This window comes from Salininema proteolyticum (assembly GCF_042685645.1).
Classification (GTDB): domain Bacteria; phylum Actinomycetota; class Actinomycetes; order Mycobacteriales; family Micromonosporaceae; genus Salininema; species Salininema proteolyticum.
Genome location: NZ_JBHUNX010000001.1, coordinates 1,465,565 through 1,484,122 on the forward strand (window position 1 = coordinate 1,465,565; position 18,558 = coordinate 1,484,122).

The 18,558-nt window shown below is 68.5% G+C and carries 17 protein-coding genes; 16 read left to right on the forward strand and 1 reads right to left on the reverse strand.

Annotated elements, in window-relative coordinates:
* The first annotated feature begins 121 nt into the window (after window positions 1-121).
* Window positions 122-556: an SgcJ/EcaC family oxidoreductase gene (locus tag ACFTE1_RS06885; protein WP_380625658.1), complete on the forward strand. Its 435-nt coding sequence runs from the start codon at window positions 122-124 to the stop codon at window positions 554-556.
* A 274-nt stretch (window positions 557-830) separates the two neighbouring features.
* Window positions 831-1,757: an N-acetylmuramic acid 6-phosphate etherase gene (gene murQ / locus ACFTE1_RS06890; protein ID WP_380625660.1), complete on the forward strand. Its 927-nt coding sequence runs from the start codon at window positions 831-833 to the stop codon at window positions 1,755-1,757.
* A 63-nt stretch (window positions 1,758-1,820) separates the two neighbouring features.
* Here murQ and ACFTE1_RS06895 read toward each other — a convergent pair whose 3' ends face one another.
* Window positions 1,821-2,717, reverse strand: coding sequence for an N-acetylglucosamine kinase (locus ACFTE1_RS06895; protein ID WP_380625662.1), 897 nt, complete (start codon window positions 2,715-2,717; stop codon window positions 1,821-1,823).
* Window positions 2,718-2,860: 143 nt separating this feature from the next.
* Here ACFTE1_RS06895 and ACFTE1_RS06900 point away from each other — a divergent pair, with 143 nt between their 5' ends.
* The 14 genes from ACFTE1_RS06900 to ACFTE1_RS06965 all read left to right on the forward strand — a co-directional run bounded on the left by ACFTE1_RS06900 (window position 2,861) and on the right by ACFTE1_RS06965 (window position 18,478).
* Entirely contained in the window at window positions 2,861-3,751 is an 891-nt protein-coding gene (locus ACFTE1_RS06900; protein WP_380625664.1) for a MurR/RpiR family transcriptional regulator, read from the forward strand.
* Window positions 3,748-5,148: an N-acetylglucosamine/diacetylchitobiose ABC transporter substrate-binding protein gene (gene ngcE / locus ACFTE1_RS06905; RefSeq protein WP_380625666.1), complete on the forward strand. Its 1,401-nt coding sequence runs from the start codon at window positions 3,748-3,750 to the stop codon at window positions 5,146-5,148. The genes ACFTE1_RS06900 and ngcE overlap by 4 nt, the downstream gene beginning before the upstream one ends.
* A 54-nt stretch (window positions 5,149-5,202) precedes the next feature.
* A complete protein-coding gene (locus tag ACFTE1_RS06910) occupies window positions 5,203-6,126 on the forward strand; it encodes a carbohydrate ABC transporter permease (protein ID WP_380625668.1) in 924 nt (307 codons plus the stop codon).
* Window positions 6,127-6,136: 10 nt separating this feature from the next.
* Window positions 6,137-7,039, forward strand: coding sequence for a carbohydrate ABC transporter permease (locus ACFTE1_RS06915; RefSeq protein ID WP_380625672.1), 903 nt, complete (start codon window positions 6,137-6,139; stop codon window positions 7,037-7,039).
* A 15-nt stretch (window positions 7,040-7,054) separates the two neighbouring features.
* Complete coding sequence (locus ACFTE1_RS06920) at window positions 7,055-7,906, forward strand: hypothetical protein (protein ID WP_380625674.1); 852 nt, start codon at window positions 7,055-7,057, stop codon at window positions 7,904-7,906.
* 96 nt (window positions 7,907-8,002) lie between these two features.
* A complete protein-coding gene (locus tag ACFTE1_RS06925) occupies window positions 8,003-8,596 on the forward strand; it encodes a TetR/AcrR family transcriptional regulator (RefSeq protein WP_380625676.1) in 594 nt (197 codons plus the stop codon).
* 341 nt (window positions 8,597-8,937) lie between these two features.
* The gene (locus ACFTE1_RS06930; RefSeq protein ID WP_380625678.1) at window positions 8,938-10,473 is read left to right on the forward strand and encodes an MDR family MFS transporter; all 1,536 of its coding nucleotides are present in this window, start codon (window positions 8,938-8,940) and stop codon (window positions 10,471-10,473) included.
* A gap of 52 nt (window positions 10,474-10,525) precedes the next feature.
* Window positions 10,526-11,257, forward strand: coding sequence for an SDR family oxidoreductase (locus ACFTE1_RS06935; RefSeq protein ID WP_380625680.1), 732 nt, complete (start codon window positions 10,526-10,528; stop codon window positions 11,255-11,257).
* Window positions 11,258-11,437: 180 nt separating this feature from the next.
* On the forward strand, window positions 11,438-12,556 hold the full coding sequence (locus ACFTE1_RS06940) for a flavin-containing monooxygenase (RefSeq protein ID WP_380625682.1): 1,119 nt from the start codon (window positions 11,438-11,440) through the stop codon (window positions 12,554-12,556).
* 227 nt (window positions 12,557-12,783) lie between these two features.
* On the forward strand, window positions 12,784-13,740 hold the full coding sequence (gene sph, locus ACFTE1_RS06945; protein WP_380625685.1) for a sphingomyelin phosphodiesterase: 957 nt from the start codon (window positions 12,784-12,786) through the stop codon (window positions 13,738-13,740).
* 280 nt (window positions 13,741-14,020) lie between these two features.
* The gene (locus ACFTE1_RS06950) at window positions 14,021-14,866 is read left to right on the forward strand and encodes a hypothetical protein (RefSeq protein ID WP_380625687.1); all 846 of its coding nucleotides are present in this window, start codon (window positions 14,021-14,023) and stop codon (window positions 14,864-14,866) included.
* A 220-nt stretch (window positions 14,867-15,086) separates the two neighbouring features.
* Window positions 15,087-15,506: an SSI family serine proteinase inhibitor gene (locus ACFTE1_RS06955; RefSeq protein WP_380625689.1), complete on the forward strand. Its 420-nt coding sequence runs from the start codon at window positions 15,087-15,089 to the stop codon at window positions 15,504-15,506.
* An 810-nt stretch (window positions 15,507-16,316) separates the two neighbouring features.
* Window positions 16,317-16,664 carry an SCP2 sterol-binding domain-containing protein gene (locus ACFTE1_RS06960; protein WP_380625691.1) on the forward strand — a complete coding sequence of 116 codons (348 nt, stop codon included), beginning with the start codon at window positions 16,317-16,319 and terminating at the stop codon, window positions 16,662-16,664.
* A 674-nt stretch (window positions 16,665-17,338) separates the two neighbouring features.
* Window positions 17,339-18,478 (forward strand): WD40/YVTN/BNR-like repeat-containing protein, encoded by a 1,140-nt coding sequence (locus ACFTE1_RS06965; protein ID WP_380625693.1) that lies wholly within the window; start codon window positions 17,339-17,341, stop codon window positions 18,476-18,478.
* The last annotated feature ends 80 nt before the right edge of the window (window positions 18,479-18,558 follow it).

The window sequence follows — 18,558 nt, forward strand, 5'->3', positions numbered from 1 at the left end:
GCCCGCCCCGCCCCACGATCAGAGACCGGCGCCGCGGGCGCGGGCGGCCTGCGTGATTCGCTCGATCATGACGATAGCCGCCCCGCTCGTCCACGGCGCTCCGAAAGAAAGGAGACGCGACATGCGACACGAACGGGAAGGGTCCGAGCGGGACCGGGAGAGGGTGGAAGCGGTTCTGGAGGGGATCGCGCGAGCCTGGAACAGCGGCGACGCGGAGGCCTACGCGGCGGCGTTCACCGAGGATGCCGACTACATCACCTTCTTCGGGCGGCGATTCCGGGGCCGCCGGGAGATCGAGGACTCGCACCGGTACCTCTTCGAAGGACCCCTGAAGGGCTCGAAGATGGCCGACGAAGGGGAGACGGACGTCAGGATGCTCTCCCCGGACGTGGCGCTCGCCGTGGTGACCGGGGGCGTGGAGATCGACGCCGGGGCGGGCCTCCCGCCCGACCGGGAGTCGATCGTGACCTTCACCGCGGTGCGGCGCGACGACCGGTGGCTGCTCTCGTCCTTCCAGAACACCCGACGCGACCCGGCTCAGGGGCGGCCCCGGTGAGCCGGGGGCCGAAAGCGGTGTCCCCCAGGGCCGCGGGAGCTCCGCCCGGACGTCCGACGGCTCGGCGTCGCGCCCGGGACAGGGTGCGGGCGTTGAGGGACAACTGAATCGAGAGGAGGTCGGGTGTGCTCATAGGACGCCCGACCTCCCATGTCTTGACAGGCCGCGATGCGAGTCGCTAGAGTTCCGACAGCGATGATAATTTTCATTTTAGAATGCTAAATTGAAGAAGTTTTTCAGATACTCGGCGCTGCGCCGGGAAGAAGGGCAACTCGTGAACGATCGCACTGTCGGTTCCGGCGGGTCCGAGGGCCTGCGCCGCCTGTCCACCGAGCAGGCCGACGACCGCTACGGCGGACTCGACCGCCTGTCGACCCTGGAGCTGGTCGAGGAGATGAACCGTGCCGACGCCACCGTCCCCGCGGCCGTCGGCGAGGCTCTTCCGGACGTGGCGGCCGCGATCGAGGCCATCGCGGCCCGGCTGGAGGCCGGGGGCCGCCTGTTCTATTTTGGAGCCGGGTCGGCGGGACGCATGGCCGTCATGGACGCGGCCGAGTGCCCTCCGACGTTCTCTACCCCGCCCGAGACGGTCCAAGCCGTCCTGGCCGGGGGCGAGCGCGCCATGACCGGCGCTCTGGAAGGCGCCGAGGACGACACCGACGCGGCGCGGGAGGCCGTGGAGGCCAGGGGGATCGGTGCGGGGGACGCGGTCGTGGGAGTCTCGGCGAGCGGCCGGACGCCCTTCGTCGTCGCCGCGCTCCGGGCCGCGTGCGAGCGCGGGGCCGCCACCGTGGGACTCTCCTGCAATGTCGCGACGCCGGTGTCCGAGGCCGCCGAGCGGGCGATCGAGGTGCCGGTGGGGCCCGAGGTGATCGCGGGTTCGACGCGGCTGAAGTCCGCCACCGCGCAGAAGCTCGTGCTCAATATGATCTCGACGGCCGCCATGGTGAGGCTGGGGCGCACGTACGGCACGTACATGGTGGACATGCGGGTCCTCAACAGCAAGCTGGCCGCGCGCGCGGTCAACATGGTCTCCGACATCTGCGGTGTGCCGGAGGACGAGGCCGAGGCGGCTCTGGAGAAGTCCGGCGACCGCGTCAAGACGGCGGTCGTCATGCTCATGTTCGGCCTCGGGCCGGAGCAGGCCGACGCTCGCTTGGAGGAGGCCGGCGGGCACCTGTCCCGCCTGCTCGGCTCCTAGTCGGTCGCGGGACTGCGCGAGGTGGGCGCACTTGATGGTCCGGGTCGGCTCCGCCGCCCGGCGTCATGCGCTTCCGAACTCCTCCAGCGCCAGTGCCACCGCGCCGTCGACGGGGGCGGAGGCGGTGAGGACCCGGGTTCCGGGGAGGTCGGCCTCCAGGAGGTCGTGGACCGCTTCGGCCAGCGGCGTCTTCTCCGACAGCAGGCTGCCGGCCAGGACCAGCGGCTCGTCGGGGGCGGTGACCTTGCGGGCGGTGGCGACGAGCCTCTCCGCCGCGGCCTCGAGGATCTCCTCGGAGGCGGGGTCGGCGGCCTCCTCGACGACGATCCGCGCGAATCTCGCCGGCCACGTGGGCGCGTGCGACATGCACAGCGCCACGACCTCTCCCGAGCTCGGCGCTTCGGCGAAGCCCATGTCGGCCAGGACCCGTTCGGTGAGCGGGCCGCCGCGGCGATGGCCGTCGAGGTGCTCGAGCACGCGGCGCACGGCCTCCCTCCCGATCCACTGTCCGCCGCCCTCGTCGCCCAGCTGCCAGCCGTATCCGTCGGCGCGCGAGGCGATGGTCCGGCGGGCGGCGACGCGCATGGCCACGGCCCCCGTTCCGGCGATGAGCACCGAGCCGTTCTCGGCGCGGGTCCCGGCGGCGAAGGCTATGACGGGGTCGGGCACGGCGAGGACGCGGTCGGTGCCCGTGCGGTCGGCGAGCAGGGCGGTGAACATCCGGTGCGAGACGGGGGCGAGGGAGGCGATACCGGCGGTTCCCACGCAGATCCCGTCGGCCTCCCCGACGGTGCCGAGGACGTCGAGGACGGCTCCGGCGATGGCCTCCACGGCGCGGTTCTCCTTGCCGCCGGAGGGGTTGCCCGGGCCGCGCACGGACTCGTCGAGCACCGCGCCGTTCCGGTCGGCCAGGACGGCCCTGGTCTTGGTGCCTCCGGCGTCCACTCCCACGACGTGCACGTCGTCTCCTTCCGGTCGTCTGCGATCAGTCTCGCACGGACCGGCCGCCGTGGCCACGTCATTCATCGATCGTTATCACTTTGAGATAAAAAATATTCTCATGAATCTAGATTTATGTAGATATCGATAGTAATTTCTTCCACATGAGCGTCCTGTCCGACGTCCGGGGAATCGCCGACGGACTGACCGACGCGGTGGCCCGCGTCGCGCAGTACATCCTCGCCGATCCCGCCCGGGCGGCCCAGTCCACCATCACCGACCTCGCCGAGGCCTCCGGCACCTCCCCGGGGACGGTGACCCGGTTCTGCCGCCAAGCGGGCTACCCCGGCTACGCGGCCCTGCGCCTCGCCATCGCCACCGAGATCGGCCGGGCCTCGGCCGAGACCGGCTGGGAGTCCGGTATAGGCTCCGCCATCGCTCCGGACGACGGCCTCGACAAGGTCGTCAAACAGCTCGCCGCGCTCGACACGGCCCTGCTGCGCGAGACCTCCGACAGCCTCGACCTGGAGGCGGTCGACAGGGCCGTGGAGGCCGCCATAGGGGCCAGCCGCATCGATGTCTACGGCATCGGGGCCAGCGCCTGCGTGGCGAGGGAACTGCACACCGGCTTCTACCGCACCGGGCTCGCCGCCTGGCTGTGGACCGAAGTCCACGACGGGCTGGCGTCGGCCGCCCTGCTGGGACCGGGCGACATAGCCTTCGCCGTCTCCCACTCGGGCACCACCGCCGAGACCGTCGAGATGCTGCGCCAGGCCGGCCGCGCCGGAGCCGCCACCGTTGCCATCACCTCCTACCCGCACTCGCCCATCGCGGAGGCCGCCGACCACGTGCTGACCTCCGCCTCGCACAGCACCAACCACCGGGCGGACCTGCTGGCCGCGCGCTATTCGCAACTGCTGGTGGCCGACCTGGTCTACATCGCGGTGGCGCAGCGGCGCTTCCCCGAGACCGTCGACGCCTTCGAATCGCGCGCCGAGGCAGTCCGCGAGCACCGGCCCGCCGCCCGAACGACCACAGCCCAGGAGCAACCATGAAACGCAAGACCTCCACCGCCGACCTGCCGCGCCGCCGCCTCCTCCAGGCCACCGCCGGGGGACTGGCCGCCCTGCCGCTGGCCGCCTGCGCCACCAGCGGCGGAGACGACGACACCGAAGACGTCACGAACTCCGGCGACGCGGAGAACCCCTTCGGCGTCGACCCCTCGGCCCCGCTGGACGTCGTCATCTTCGACGGCGGCTTCGGCAACGAGTACGCCAAGAAGCACCAGGAGCTCTACAAGGAGAAATACCCCGATGCCGAGATGGAGTTCCTGGCGACCCAGCAGATCGCCGAGACCCAGCAGCCGCGCTTCGCCGAGGGCAGCCCGGCCGACGTCATCGACAACTCCGGCGCCCAGCAGATCCCCTTCGACAAGCTCATCGCCGACGGCGAGCTCGCCGAGCTCACCCCTCTGCTCGACGCGCCCTCCTTCGACGACCCCGACGTGCCGGTGCGGGACACGCTGCGCGAGGGCATCATCCGGTCGGGCACCTTCAACGGGAAGGTCTACCAGCTGAACTACATCTTCAGCGCCTGGACGATCTGGCACAACGGCAGGCTCTTCACCGAGAAGGGCTGGCCCACCCCCGAGTCCTGGGAGGAGATGCTCGACCTCTGCAAGGACATCAAGGCCGAGGGCATCGCGCCGTGGACCTACGCGGGGCAGCACCCGGTGTACCTCTACGACATGTTCCTCATGCTCGCCGGGCGCCACGGCGGCGTGGACGTCGTCAAGGGCATCGACGACCTGGCACCCGACGCGTGGCGCCAGGACTCCGTCCAGGCCGCCGCGGAGGCCATGTACGGGCTCTACGAGAAGGGGTACATCCTCGAGGGCACTCCCGGCATCGACCACGTCCAGTCGCAGACGGCGTTCAACGACGACGAGGCCGCCTTCCTGCCCTGCGGGTCCTGGCTGCCCAACGAGCAGCGGGGCATCGCCCCCGAGGACTTCGAGTACGTCCCCTTCGGGGTGCCCTACCTGGACGGCAGCGCCCAGCCCGGCCTCGTCAGCGCCGGCGGCGAGGAGCCGTTCGTGGTGCCCGAGAGGGCCGCCAACAAGCCCGGCGGATTCGAGTTCCTGCGGATCATGCTCTCCGCCAAGGGCGCCCAGATCTTCGGCGACACCGTCCAGGCCGCCACCGCGCTGAAAGGCGTCGAGGTCGACAACGAGGCCGCCCGCCTGGTCGACGCGATGGTCGCCGATCCCGAGAACCTCTTCCAGCCCAAGTTCCGCTTCTGGTACACCGACATGAACGAAGAGGTCCGACCCTCTCTCGGGGCCCTCATGAGCGGTGAGATCAAGCCCGACAAGTTCATCGACCGGATGCAGAAGGTCGCCGACGAGACCGCCGCCGACGACTCCATCGAGAAGTTCAGCCACGACGAGTGACCGGCCCTCCCGCGGGCCTCGCGCCCGCGGGAACCCCCGACCCAGGGAGAAGCGTTGAAGCACCGCACGTATCCGTTCATCCTGTCCTTTCTGGCCCTGCCCCTCGGCCTCTACGCGTGGCTGGTCGTCCTGCCCTTCGCGCAGGCCTTCCAGATCTCCCTGACCGACTGGAGCGGATCGACCAACTCGTTCGACTACATCGGACTCGCCAACTTCGCCGAGCTGTTCGACGACGACCGGCTCGTCATGCCCGCGATCCGGCACACCGCCGTCATCCTCGTCGTCCTGCCCGCGGTGACCATCGCGCTGGGACTGTTCTTCGCCTTCATGCTCAACGTGGGCGGCAAGGTCACGCGCGGCCGGGTCGAGGGCGTTCCCGGCGCCCGCTTCCACAAGATCGTCTTCTTCTTCCCGCAGGTCCTCTCCGTCGCCATCATCGCCATCATCTGGCGGCAGGTGTACGCCCCGCCCAACTTCGGCGGCCTCCTGTCCAGGGCCCTGGAGACCGTCGGCCTGCCCGCCCCGGCCAACGGATTCCTCGCCACCAAGGAGTTCGTGCTCATCGCCGTCATCTCCGTCCTGGTGTGGAGCTCGGTCGGCTTCTACCTCGTGTACTTCTCCTCGGCCATGGCGGCCATCCCGCGCGACATCTACGAGGCGGCCATCCTCGACGGGGCCGGGCGGGTCCAGACCTTCTTCCGCGTCACCCTGCCCCTGCTGTTCGAGTCGGTCCAGACCGCCTGGATCTACCTGTCCATCGTGGCCCTCGACGCCTTCGTCCTCGTCTACGTCATGACGCCCGAGAAGGGCGGACCCGACGGACACAGCGAGGTCGTCGGCGGGGCGATCTGGAAACTCGCCTTCCCGCAGGGGGAACAGGCGCTGGCCTCGGCGCTCGGCGTGGTCCTCTTCTTCGTCTCCCTCTCCATCGCCGTGATCGCGCTGCGCTTCGGGCGCAAGGACAGCATCGAACTCTAAGGAGCAGCAAATGACCGCGGACACCGAACGCCCCGCCGCCGACCTCGACACCGCGACCGGCCGCCCCGAGCCGGAGCGCCCCGCCAAGGGCCGGGCCTCGGGCCTCTTCTCCCAAGGGCTCCTGTGGGCCTGGGCCGCCCTCGTCATCATCCCCGTCGTCTGGGTCGTCATCGGCTCCCTCAAGACCAGCCGCGAGATAGCCGCCGACCCCCTGGGCCTGCCCGACGCCCCCCAGTGGGTCAACTACCTCAACGCCTGGACCAACGGCAACATCGGCCACTACTTCCTCAACACCGTCCAGATCATGGCCTTCTCCGTCACCGGCACCATGCTCCTGGGCGCCATGGCCGCCTACGTCATCGCCCGATACAGCTTCCCCGGCAGCCGCCTGCTGTACTTCCTGTTCGCCGGCGGCATGATGTTCCCCGTCTTCCTCGCGCTCTTCCCGCTGTTCAAGACCCTCGACAACGTGGCCCTCCTCAACACCTACACCGGGCTCACGCTCGTCTACATCGCCTACTCGCTGCCGTTCACGGTCTTCTTCCTGACCGCCTTCTTCCGCACCCTTCCCACCGGGGTCGCCGAGGCGGCCATGATCGACGGAGCCGGCCACTACCGGCTCTTCTTCCAGGTCATGCTCCCCATGGCCCGCCCGGGTCTGGTCGCCATAACCATCTTCAATATCATCGGGCAGTGGAACCAGTTCCTGCTGCCGCTGGTCCTGTTGAACCGCAACCCCGACGACGCCGTCATCTCCCAGGGCCTCGCCAACCTGGCGCTGCGCCAAGGCTACGAGGGCGACCCCGGGGCGCTGTTCGCCGGGACCGTCCTGGCCTCCGTACCGATCTTCCTCGCCTACATCTTCTTCCAGCGCCAGATACAGGCCGGCCTCACCGCCGGCGCCATCAAATGACGTGAGGAGCACGCCATGAGAAAAGCCCGGGCCGTCCTCGCCGGAGCCCTCGTCGCCGCACTGGCCGGATGCACCGGATCCGGAGGGGGGAACGAGGATCCGGACATGCCCCTCCCGGACGACGCGCGCCCCTTCGGGCCCGACGAGGGCTTCCCCGACCCCACCGTCTCCCTCGCGACCCTCTCCTCCGACGACACCGGCGCCGACCCGGCCGACGCGCTCGAGGACGCCGGATACACCGTCACCGCCGCGGAGAGCGGCGAACTCACGCTCCTTGCGATCACACCGTCCGAGACGGACCCCGACCTCTTCGCCGACCGGCCCGGACTCAACCTCGTCGCGCCCTTCCGCGTAGCCCTGCGGGAGGACGACGGACGCGCCACCGCCGCCTACTTCGACCCCGTCGGCCTCGCCGAGGCCGTGGAGCCGGAGGCCGCCGACCACGTCGAGTCGCTGTGGGCACCCGCTCGCGACGCCCTCGCCGAGACCTATCCCGACGCCGAGACCGGAGAACCCGTTCCCGCCACCTACACCGCCCACGACTCCGACCTGCCCCTCGCCGACCTCGTCGAGGAGCTGGAGAAGGCCGCCGAGAAACGGGAGGTCCCGCTCGACATCCTCTCCCGCGACGGCGAGCACGCCACGCTCACCGTCGGATACCCCGACGAGCACGCCGAAGACCTCGCCGCGAGCCCCGAGACCCGGCTCGCCGCGCCCGTGACCGTCCACCTCTCCTCCCGCACCAACGGCACCCGGATCGGCTACTTCGACCCCTACACGCTCGTGGGCGCCGTCGACCCCGGACTCGAAGAGGCCCGCGCGGCGCTCAGCACCCACTACTCCGAACTGGTCTGGGAGGCGGCCTGACCCTCACATCCCGAGGGCGTATCGGGAGGTGCCCGGCACAGTGGCGTAACCTGGCAGCGAGCAAGGCGCCACACGGGACGGAAGTGAGGAGACCGCATGCCGGTGAAGAGGGAGCGCGGCCGACAGACCGTGGAGAAGCTCCTGGACTCCGCGCTGACCGTTTACTCGCAGAAGGGCCCTCGCGACTACACGCTCTCCGCCGTCCTGGAGCACAGCGGCGTCAGCGTCGGCAGCCTCTACCACCACTTCGGAGGGTTCGACGGCCTCAACGCCGCCCTGTACCTGCGCGGCAGCCGCGACCTGAACGCCGAACTGACCGAGGCCATCCTGCCGCAGACGACCGCCAAGGGCGGCATCCAGGCGTTCGTCCTCACCATCATCGACTGGTGCGAGCGGAACCGGGACATGGCCCATTTCATGCTCGTCATCCCGCACATGGCGCTCGCCGACCGGACGGCCGAGACCTGGACGGAGGTCGAGGAGATGTTCGCCGAGCTCGTCGCCTGGCTGGTCCCGCACTTCGAGTCGGGAGCCCTGCGCCCCATGCCGGTGCGGATGTTCGAAGCCCTCGTCAACGGCCCGGTCAACGAGTTCCTCCGCGCCTGGCTGCTGGGGCTCCCCGAAGTCGGCATAGACGACGCCCGGGCGGTCCTGCCCGAGCGCATCTGGGAGTCGGTCAAGGGCGACTGAACGCCCCTCCAAGCCCTTAACGGACGGGACCGTCCGTACATTCGCATGCCCGCACCCCGGTCATTCTCCGCCCCTGCGGTCGCCGCTCCTGTGGCGAGGAACCCATGAACCGGCCCTGGATGGGCGCCGGTTTCACGCGCTAGCGTTCCAAAACGAAAACGTTTCGTTTCGTTAAAGAGGCGGCCGGACAGTCCCGCCTCTTGACCGCCATCGCCCACCACATGAGGACCGGCACCGAAGCCGAACTCGCCCACCTCGGCGAGTTCATCGACACCATCGTCCTACCCGCACTGCGCCACCGCGGCCAGGGCCCTAGAAACCAGAACAGACGGAGCCGACCGATGACAACACCCACGCAGTCGAAGCTGCCCTCCCACTTCGGATGGATCTACGCCGCGCTCATGGTCTCCATGCTGCTCGGCGCGCTCGACCAGACCATCGTCTCCACCGCCCTGCCCACCATCGTCGGCGAGCTGGACGGGCTCAGCCAGATGGCCTGGGTGACCACGGCCTACATCCTCGCGGTGACCATAGCCATGCCCGTGTACGGGAAACTGGGCGACCTCCTCGGCCGCCGCACCCTCTTCCTCTTCTCACTGGTCGTCTTCGTCCTGGGCTCCGCCCTGGCCGGATTCTCGCAGGACATGAACCAGCTGATCGCCTTCCGCGCCCTCCAAGGACTCGGCGGCGGCGGACTCATGATCACCGCCCAGGCGATCATCGCCGACCTCGTCCCGGTGCGCCAGCGGGCCAAGTTCATGGGCCCGATGGGCGCCGTCTTCGGCCTCGCCGCCGTCGCCGGACCGCTCCTCGGAGGATGGATCACCGACCACACGACCTGGCGCTGGGCCTTCTGGATCAACCTGCCCCTCGGCATCGCCGCCCTGCTCATCAGCGCCTACGCCATCCGGCTGCCCAAGCCGAAGGCGAAGGTCGCCTTCGACTACCTCGGCACCGGACTCATGGCCGTCGCCGTCACCTGCCTCGTCCTCGTGTGCACCTGGGGCGGCACCGAGTACGCCTGGACCAGCCCGACCATCCTCTGGCTGGGAGCGGCCACCATAGCCGCCGGCGTCCTCTTCGTCATCGTCGAGAGCCGCGCGACCGACCCGCTGATCCCGCTGCGCATGCTCCGCAACCCCGTGTTCGGCGTCGCCACCCTCATAGGAATGGTCGTCATGGGCGCCGGCATGTTCGCCGTCGTCGCCTACATGCCCACCTACCTGCAGATGGTCTACGGATACAGCGCCACCGAGTCGGGACTGCTCCTGCTGCCCATGGTGGCGGGCATGATGCTCACCGCCATCGGGTCCGGCGCCGTGGTCTCCAAGACCGGAACCTACAAGGGCTTCATCATCGCCGGCACCGCCGTCATCCCGGTGGCCGTCTACCTGATGTCGAACCTGACGGTGGACTCCTCCGTCGTCGTCCTCTGCTCCTACCTCGGCCTCCTCGGCGTCGGCATGGGCCTGATCATGCAGAACCTCGTGCTCGCCGTCCAGAACGCCTTCCCGCAGAGCGAAGTCGGCACCGCCACCAGCGCCAACAACTTCTTCCGCGAAATCGGCGCCACCGTCGGCGTGGCCGTCGTCGGAGCCCTGTTCGCCAACCGCCTCACCGACCGGCTGGCCGAGCTCGGAGGGGGACTCAACGGCGGAAACACCGAGTCGATAACACCCGACCTGGTCCAGCAACTGCCCGAGCAGCTCAAGGCGCCCGTCATCGACGCCTACTCCGACGCGCTCCTGCCCGTCTTCGGAGCGCTCGCACCGGTCCTGGTCGTCGCGATCGTCCTCGCCGTCTTCCTGCCCAACCGCACACTGCAGGGCGGCGAGACCGACGACCAGGCCCCCGAGCGGGAGACCGTCGCCGCATAGCCGAACCGTCCGGAGGCCGGACGTCCCATCCACCTCTAGCATGGAGAACACCATGGACGAACTCAACGACAAACGGATCCTCATCACCGGATCATCGCGCGGCATCGGCGCGGCCACCGCCAAACTCCTGGCCGCCGAAGGCGCTCACCTCCTGATCAACTACCGCGACAAGGCCAAGCGCGCCGACAAGGTGGTGGCCGACATCGAGGCCGCGGGAGGAACCGCCTCGGCAGTCCGCGCCGACATCACCGACGGCGACAGCGTCGACGCGATGCTGGAGGGGCTGGACCGGCTCGACGTCCTCGTGCTCAACGCCTCGGGCGGGCTGGAGAAGGACGCCGACCCGGAGTACGCGCTGCGGCTCAACCGCGACGCCCAGGTCGACCTGGCGCGCAAGGCGCTCGCCCTGATGCCCGGTCGCGGGCGGATCGTCTACGTCACCAGCCACCAGGCCCACTTCGCCGACACCGTGCCCGGCGAACTCGACGCCTACGGGCCCGTCGCGGCGTCCAAACGCGCCGGCGAGACGGCCCTGCGGGAGATGATCCCCGTCTTCACCGACCACGGGGTGGACTTCCTGACCGTCTCCGGCGACATGATCGAGGGGACGATCACGGCCACCCTCCTCGAACGCGCCCAGCCCGGAGCGATCTCCAACCGCCGCGAGGCCGCCGGAGGCCTGCTCACCGTCGACCAGTTCGCGGAGCACGTCGCCTCGGCCGTCACCCTCGACGCCCAGACCGGCCACATCGTGTTCGCCGGGGGAACGAAGGGCATCGCCTGAGCCTCCGTCACCCGATGGTGCGGGGCCGCCGCGCATTCCGCGCGGCGGCCCTTCCGTTTCCGGAACGGAGCGGCGGGCGGTCGAGGGCCGCTCGATTCGGAGGCATTCCATTGTGCGGCAAGGACTCAGACGGAAAATAAATCAGTTAACATCACGTCCTGAATCTCCTACCATGTGGTCATGGAAACCACCGTTCACAATATGGTCATCGTGGGGGCCGGGCAAGCCGGCCTGTCCACGGCGGCCATCGCCAAGGAGGCCGGGATCGAGCCGGTCCTCATCGAGGCGGGCGACGCGCCCGTCGGATCCTGGCCGCACTACTACGACAGCCTGCGTCTCTTCTCGCCACGGGAGCTGAGCACCCTACCGGGGCGAACCATGGAAGGGGCGCCGACGGGCTATCCCGGCAAAGAAGAGATCATAGAGCACTTCCGAGAGACCGCCGAAGGCCTCGGTGTCGAGATCAGGACCGGCACCCGCGTGGTCGGAGCGACGGTCGACGACGACCTCGTCTACCACCTCGAGGTCGAAGGGGGCGAGACGGTCAGCACCCGGACGGTCGTCGCCGCCACGGGGTCCTTCGGCAACCCGCACCGGCCCGACCTGCCGGGACTCGACGGCTTCACCGGCTCGGTCGTCCACTCGGCCGAGTACCGTTCCCCCTCTCCATACGAGGGACAGAGGGTCCTCGTGGTGGGCGCCGGGAACACCGGAGTGCAGCTCGCGGTCGAACTGCGCGACAAGGCGGAGGTCAGCCTGGTACGCCGCAAACCGGTGGTCCTGGTGGACCCCATGGCCACCGGCCGGGACTTCCACTACGAGCTGTTCGACGGTTTCGGAGACCTTCCCTTCGAGTGGCTGGGCGCCATGCCCGGAGCCGAGGAGACGGGCGAGGTCTCCATGGTCGTCGACATCGGCGGCTACCGCGAACTGTTCGAACGGGGCGAGATCGACGTGCGCGATCCGTTCCTGCGTCTCGAAGGCGACTCCGTGGTATGGGGTGAGGAGGACAGGGAGCGGGCCGACGCGGTCATCCTGGCCACCGGCTACCGGCCCGCGGTAGGTTACCTGGAGGGTCTCGGCGTCCTCGATGAGAAGGGAAACCCCCGGCACCGCAACGGCCTGTCATTGAAGAGGCCGGGGATCGCCTTCGTGGGATTCGACTTGAACATCTCGCTCTACTCCAACTCCGTCCACGGGGCGGTGCGGGACGCCGAGGCGGTCATGCCGGCGCTCTCGGCTTACATCTCCAGGGCCTTCGAGAAGGGCTTCACCGGTTTCACTTCGCGCCCGTTCTGACGGAACCGCGTGCACACGGCCGCCCTCCCGCGCGGAGTCGGCCACGGGGACTCGGCTTCACAGACATGCTTTGCAGAGGCGGCCGCCGCGTGATCCGCACGGCGGCCCTTCCGCTTTTCTAGAATGGGCCGGTAACGCGCGCTTCACGGATCGGACGACCCTGGTCTACTCGTCAGTAATCAATTCGGGCTACAACGGAGGAGACACCGACCTACCAGGGAGACAATGTGAAACGATCCGCCGCGGCCCTGACCGCCGTAGTAGCCTTCATCGCAGGAGTGTTCATGGCCTCACCGGCACAGGCATCGACGCCGCGCCTGAGCGTCGCGAGCCACAACGTCATGTTCCTATCGCAAGTCTTGTTTCCGAACTGGGCGCAGGGAGCGCGAGCCGATCTCATAGCGGAGGCCGACTTCATGCGGGGCCACGACATCATCGCCGTCCAGGAGGCCTTCGCCGTCAAGGCCGGCTCCCGACTCCGCGACAACCTCGCCGGCGAGTACCCGCACATGACCCCCGTCGTCGGGCGCTCCACCTCCGGCTGGGACGACACCGGCGGATCCTTCCGCTGGACCAAACCCGAGAACGGCGGCGTGTTCCTCGCCAGCAAATGGCCCATCACCCGCCAGGAACAGCACGTCTTCGAACGCGGATGCGGCATAGACGCACTGGCCAACAAAGGCATCGCCTACGCCGAACTCGACGTGGACGGCAGCACGGTGCACGCCGTCTCCGCCCACCTCCAGTCCGAGGACCCCGGGTGCGACCTCGACGCCGGCGAGGACGCCTCCGTCCGCGCCTCCCAGCTCCAGGAGATCCGGTCCTTCCTCGACGCCAAGGCCATACCCGAGGACGAGCAAGTCGTCATCGCCGGCGACCTGAACATCACGCGCGGAAGCGAAGAGCACCTCAAGATGCTGGCCGCCCTCGGCGCCGACGACCCGACCTGGGAGGGCGGACAGTACTCCTTCGACCCCGTCGCCAACTCCGTCGCACGCGACCGCTACGAGGGCGACCGCCGCGAGACCCTCGACTACGTGCTCCTGCTCGCCGACCACGCCGGGCCGGCGGACTGGACGAACACCGTCCTCGACCGGCGCTCGCCGGAGTGGAGCGTGACCAGCTGGGGGAAGACCTACACCTACGACGACTATTCCGACCACTACCCCGTCATCGGCGGCTGACCGGCCTATCCGGACGCCGGCCTCCCCTCGCCGGACACGGGCGCTTGATGTTCGGCGTTCCCGGCCTCCTCCTACGGCCTCCGCCGGCCTTTCCGGTCGTCGGGGGCCGACGCGTCGATTCCCCACCGGCCTTGGACGAGCCACCGCCGGGGGCGGGCGACCGGTTTCACCGTCGTTCCTGTCAAACCGGCGACAGTTTCTGCCCGTATTTCCCAGAACCTCCGAATTCACCGGGGAAATCGCTTCCACCCGTGTCGGTGGGGACCCCTATAACGGTGTCATGAGCGAACAGGGACGATTTCTCCACGAAGCATGGATCGACGGGGTGCGCAAGCACTGCGACAATAAGGCGCAGGCCGAGGCCCGCCGCGATTGGGACGGATCGGAGGCCTGGCAGAGGCAGTGCTGCGACGGCGTCTACCGGGACGTCGCCGAGTTCATCGCCGACGCGGTCGATGCCGCCTGGCGACTGACGTGGCGCCAGTGCGGGCAGATCGTCTACGGCCTGTGGGTGACGCGGCAGACCGGTTCCGATCCCCTGCACCGCTGCCATCCGCCGTGGCGAGATCTGCCGCTCTGGCAGCAGAAAGCCTATGCGCACGTCTTCGACGCCGTCGAGCGGGAGCAGCCGCCGGGCGCACATGCAGCTGCTCCGCCCCGAGCTCGACCCGCGTTCGAGAACCACGGGAAGCCCTGGAAAGGGGAGGACGACGGTGATCTCATGCGGCGCTGGGAGGCCGGCGTCTCCGTCAAGGACCTCAGCGCGGAGTTCAAGCGGTCGCTCGGGGCGATCAAGGCCCGTCTCGTGAAGCTCGACCCGGCTCTTGAGGATCCGCCGCCCGCCGCGGCACGGTACGGCGACTTCGACAGGCCGGACGCCGCCGCACCAGGCCACTCGGCCACGGCGGCGAAAGGCCTCCCCGGTGCTTCCTCCGTCACGGCCCGGAATGGTGTCGGGGAATCGGCGCCGGAGACCGGGAGCGATTCGGCGCCCGCCGAGTTCGAGCGGAGGCGGGGTTCCGGGCCGGAGGACGAATCGCCGTCGGAATCTGAACCGGAGGCGACGCCGGAGCCATCGGATCGCTTCGTGACAGTGGTTCTGGACGACCCGCGGACCCCGGCGTGAACGCGTGGCCGGGGCGTCGTCGATGTAACGCCGTCGTTTGCCGCGGCGCTCCGCACACGGGTCGGCGAGCGACCGGGCCTCCGCGGGGGTGCCTCCTGGATGGGCGGCGGTCGGCCGCTCCTCTGCGGCGCTTCCCTGATCGGCCTTCGTCGCCACGGCAACCCTTGCGGCGGTGTGTCGCTCCTCGTGAAAGGCGGTGCGTCTCCTTAGAATCCACTGCATGAAGAACTACTTCCAGAAATTTGCCGCTGCCATTGCGATGGGCGGTTCGCTCGCCCTGGCGGGTTCGGGTGTGGCCGTCGCCGCCGACGGCGAGGAGAAGAAGGCTCCGCAGATCGAAGGGCTCTACGTGTTGACGGTCAGCACCGATGACGGACGGAGCTTCAATGAGGTTCTCGTCTGCCCGGCGGACCTGTCGACGCATCCGAGCGCGACGACCGCGTGCGAACAGCTCGCCAGGGCCAAGGGCGACATCGGCCGGATCCCGGCGCGGGGCGGTGTCTGCACGATGGAGTACGTCCCGGCGGACTTCGACGCGATCGGAGTGTGGAAGGGTAAGCTGCACCTTTACTCGGACACCTTCTCGAACCCGTGCGTAGGTCTGAACGAGACCGGTGGAGCCGTCTTCGACTTCATGTAGCGGTCCGTCAGCCGGGGTTCCTCGGCGTGGACCGGCATCGCTCCTCCCCGAAACGGTTCGGCGGTTTCGGCCACGGGCCGTGATGAGGGGGATCGTGCCCGGAACCGGACCTGGGGCTTCGCAGCCATCGCCGGTCCCGCCTGCCGAAAAGGTCCCGCCGGCCCCGTGGCCCGTAGCTGCACGGCTGGCCCCGCTGGCCCCAACGGCATCGTTGGCTCCGCCGGCTCCAACGACACCGCTGGCCCCGTGGCCCGTAGCTGCACGGCTGGCCTCGCCGTCCGCAACGGCATCGCTGGCTCCGCCGGCCCCAATGGTGACGCGGGCGCCGCGGGTTCGTGGGTCGAACCGCGGCCTTCGCATTGGCGGACGCGGGCGCTCGTTCTGTGCACTGTGGTGGGTCGAGTGCGTCTAGTTCGGACGGCGATAAGGAGTAGCGGCCTAAGCGCACGGAGTGGGCATATTAAATTGTATGGATAATGCTGAATTACGGTGGCGACATGTTATTGACAGAAGGGAATATCCGGCGTGTCGGATTGTCGATGCCGTAGCCATGGGTGAATAGGCGCTCCGGAGAGCGCGGTTCGCGGAATCCGAAGGGCCTTTTCCGCACGGGGGCTTGACCGGGGATCACGCAACGTTACATCATAATGCACGTTTCGTTCGGGCTCTTCCGAACCGAAGATTCGACGGCGCGGCGCAGCGCTCGCGGCGCACCGGATAAAGGTGTGGCACCGGTGCTGATACCCAACTGTGACAAGGTAATCTGTTGACCAAGGTTTTCGGTAGAATTACTTTGGTAAGGAGACACCTATGGCAACTGTCGCTGAGTGCCGCCAGATCCTCGAGAAGATGGTCGGATCGGCCGACTCCAAGGTCGAGAAGTACGAGGGACTCAAGGACTTCAAGCGGAGCCTGGTCTGCGATATCACCGATCTCGGAGTGTCCTTCCGCGGCGTTATCGACGACGGTCGCTTCTCCAACCTCGACGAAGGCGACGACCCGGACGCCGAGGTGCGCATGTCCATCGCGTCCGACGACCTGGTCAAGGTCAAGAAGAAGGAGCTGAGCCCCGCCAAGGCCCTCCTGACCGGCAAAGTGAAGATCAAGGCCAGCGTCAAGGACCTGAACCGCCTCCGCAAGGCGCTGAAGGTCGATTAACCGACGCGTGGAGCGCCGGCCGAGGACGTCGGGGTTCCCGCTCGATGGACCTGCGCCCGGGGCCTGACGGCCCGGCGGGGCGCTGAGACTTCCCGGCAAGCGCACACTGTTTCCTGGCCCGGCCCGATGCTCAGACCATCGGGCCGGGTTTTTGCGTCCCAGTCTGGGTTTGCGTGTCCCGGACTGGGTTTTTGCGTCCCAAGACCCGGCCGGGCACTCCGGTGCGCCATGTCCGGAGCCTCCCATGTCCGGTCGTCCACCGCCCCGATGGCCGGTTTTCCACCATTGTCGTCGAACAGGCCCCTTGAACGGCGGCTCGGCAACGGTTCTCGCCATGGTGGCGCTCGCTAGCGGCTCCGCCTCCTGCGCGGGTTCCGGGCCGAGGCGGCGTCATCGGGTCGCGAAGGAAGCTCTGCGCACGCCTCGCCCTCGTGCTCGGTTTTCCCGAGGCCCTTCGCGTCGTGTGTCCCAGCGGCGCTCAAAGGAGTGGCGCCCATCGGGCTTTCGCAGTCTGACGCGGAGGTGTCGTCACGCCTTCCCTCTGCACCGGCCCCTGCCGACCTGGACGCGCGGACCGGGTCCGTTTCATCGAGCCAGAGAAAATGTCACAGGCCTGTCATAGACTCGCAGGAAAGGGCCGTGACACAGGCCTCAACAGCAGAAAGGCAGGGACAATGACGTTTCTAGCGGCCATCGGGACGCGCAAGGGCCTTTTCCTGGCGACCAGCGAGGACCGAAGGGCATGGGACCTCAAGGGGCCCGTCAACCTGGACCCCGAGGGGTTCACCAACGTCAGCGAGATGTACGCGATCGGGATCAATCCGCACAGCAAAAGGCTCTACGTGGGGGCGGACAGTCCGCACTTCGGTTCGAGCATCTGGTACTCGGACGACCTCGGCGAGACCTGGCAGGAGCCCGACCAGGCGCCCATATCGTTCCCGCAGGACCTCGCCTACCGCCCCTTGGACTTCAGCGAGAACCCGGGCATCGACCAGCCGGACTCCCCGGAGAAGAACACGCTCAAACGCGTCTGGCAGTTGACGTTCGGGCACGACGCCGACACCGTTTACGCGGGCGTCGAGCCGTCGGCGCTGTTCATCTCCAAGGACGGCGGCAAGAGCTTCACCTTCAACCGCGCGCTGTGGGACGTTCCCGAGCACGTGACCTGGGGGCCGGGAGCCGGCGGCGCGGCCGTCCACACCATCGTCCCGGGCGACGCCGAAGGAGACGTCACGGTCGGCGTGTCGACCGGCGGCATCTATCAGACCCAGGACGAGGGCGAGACCTGGACGAACGTCTCCCAGGGCATCTCGACGGACTACCTTCCCGAGAAGTTCCCCGAGTCGGGCCAGTGCATCCACAAGGTCGCGCGCGATACGAGCGGCGGGTACTTCGTCCAGAGCCACGGCCCGGTGTTCTACTCGGAGAAGCCGTCCGACGGGTGGAAGAACGTGTCGGGAGGACTGCCCACCGAGTTCGGCTTTCCGGTGGTGGCCCACCCGTCGAAGGAGAAGACCGCCGTGGTCTTCCCGGTCGAGGCGAGCCTGCACCGTTTCCCGCCCGGGAACCGCCTGCAGACGTGGGTCACCGAGGACGGCGGTGAGTCCTGGACCGAGTGGAGCCGGGGCCTGCCGGAAGGACAGTACTTCGGCGAGGCCCTGCGGGACGGGGCGTCGTGCGACAACGCCGAGGAGCCCGGATTCTACTTCGGCACCAGGTGCGGCGACGTCTACGCGGGCGTGTACGGCGGCGAATGGTCCACGGTGGCCGAGAACCTGCCGGACGTGCTGTGCGTGCGTGCGGCCGAGGTGTGAGGACCATGGACTCAATGGGCTGGAAGAGGCCTGAGGCGGCGGATACGGCCGCCGGTCCGCCCGGCGAGCTCTGGAACGGG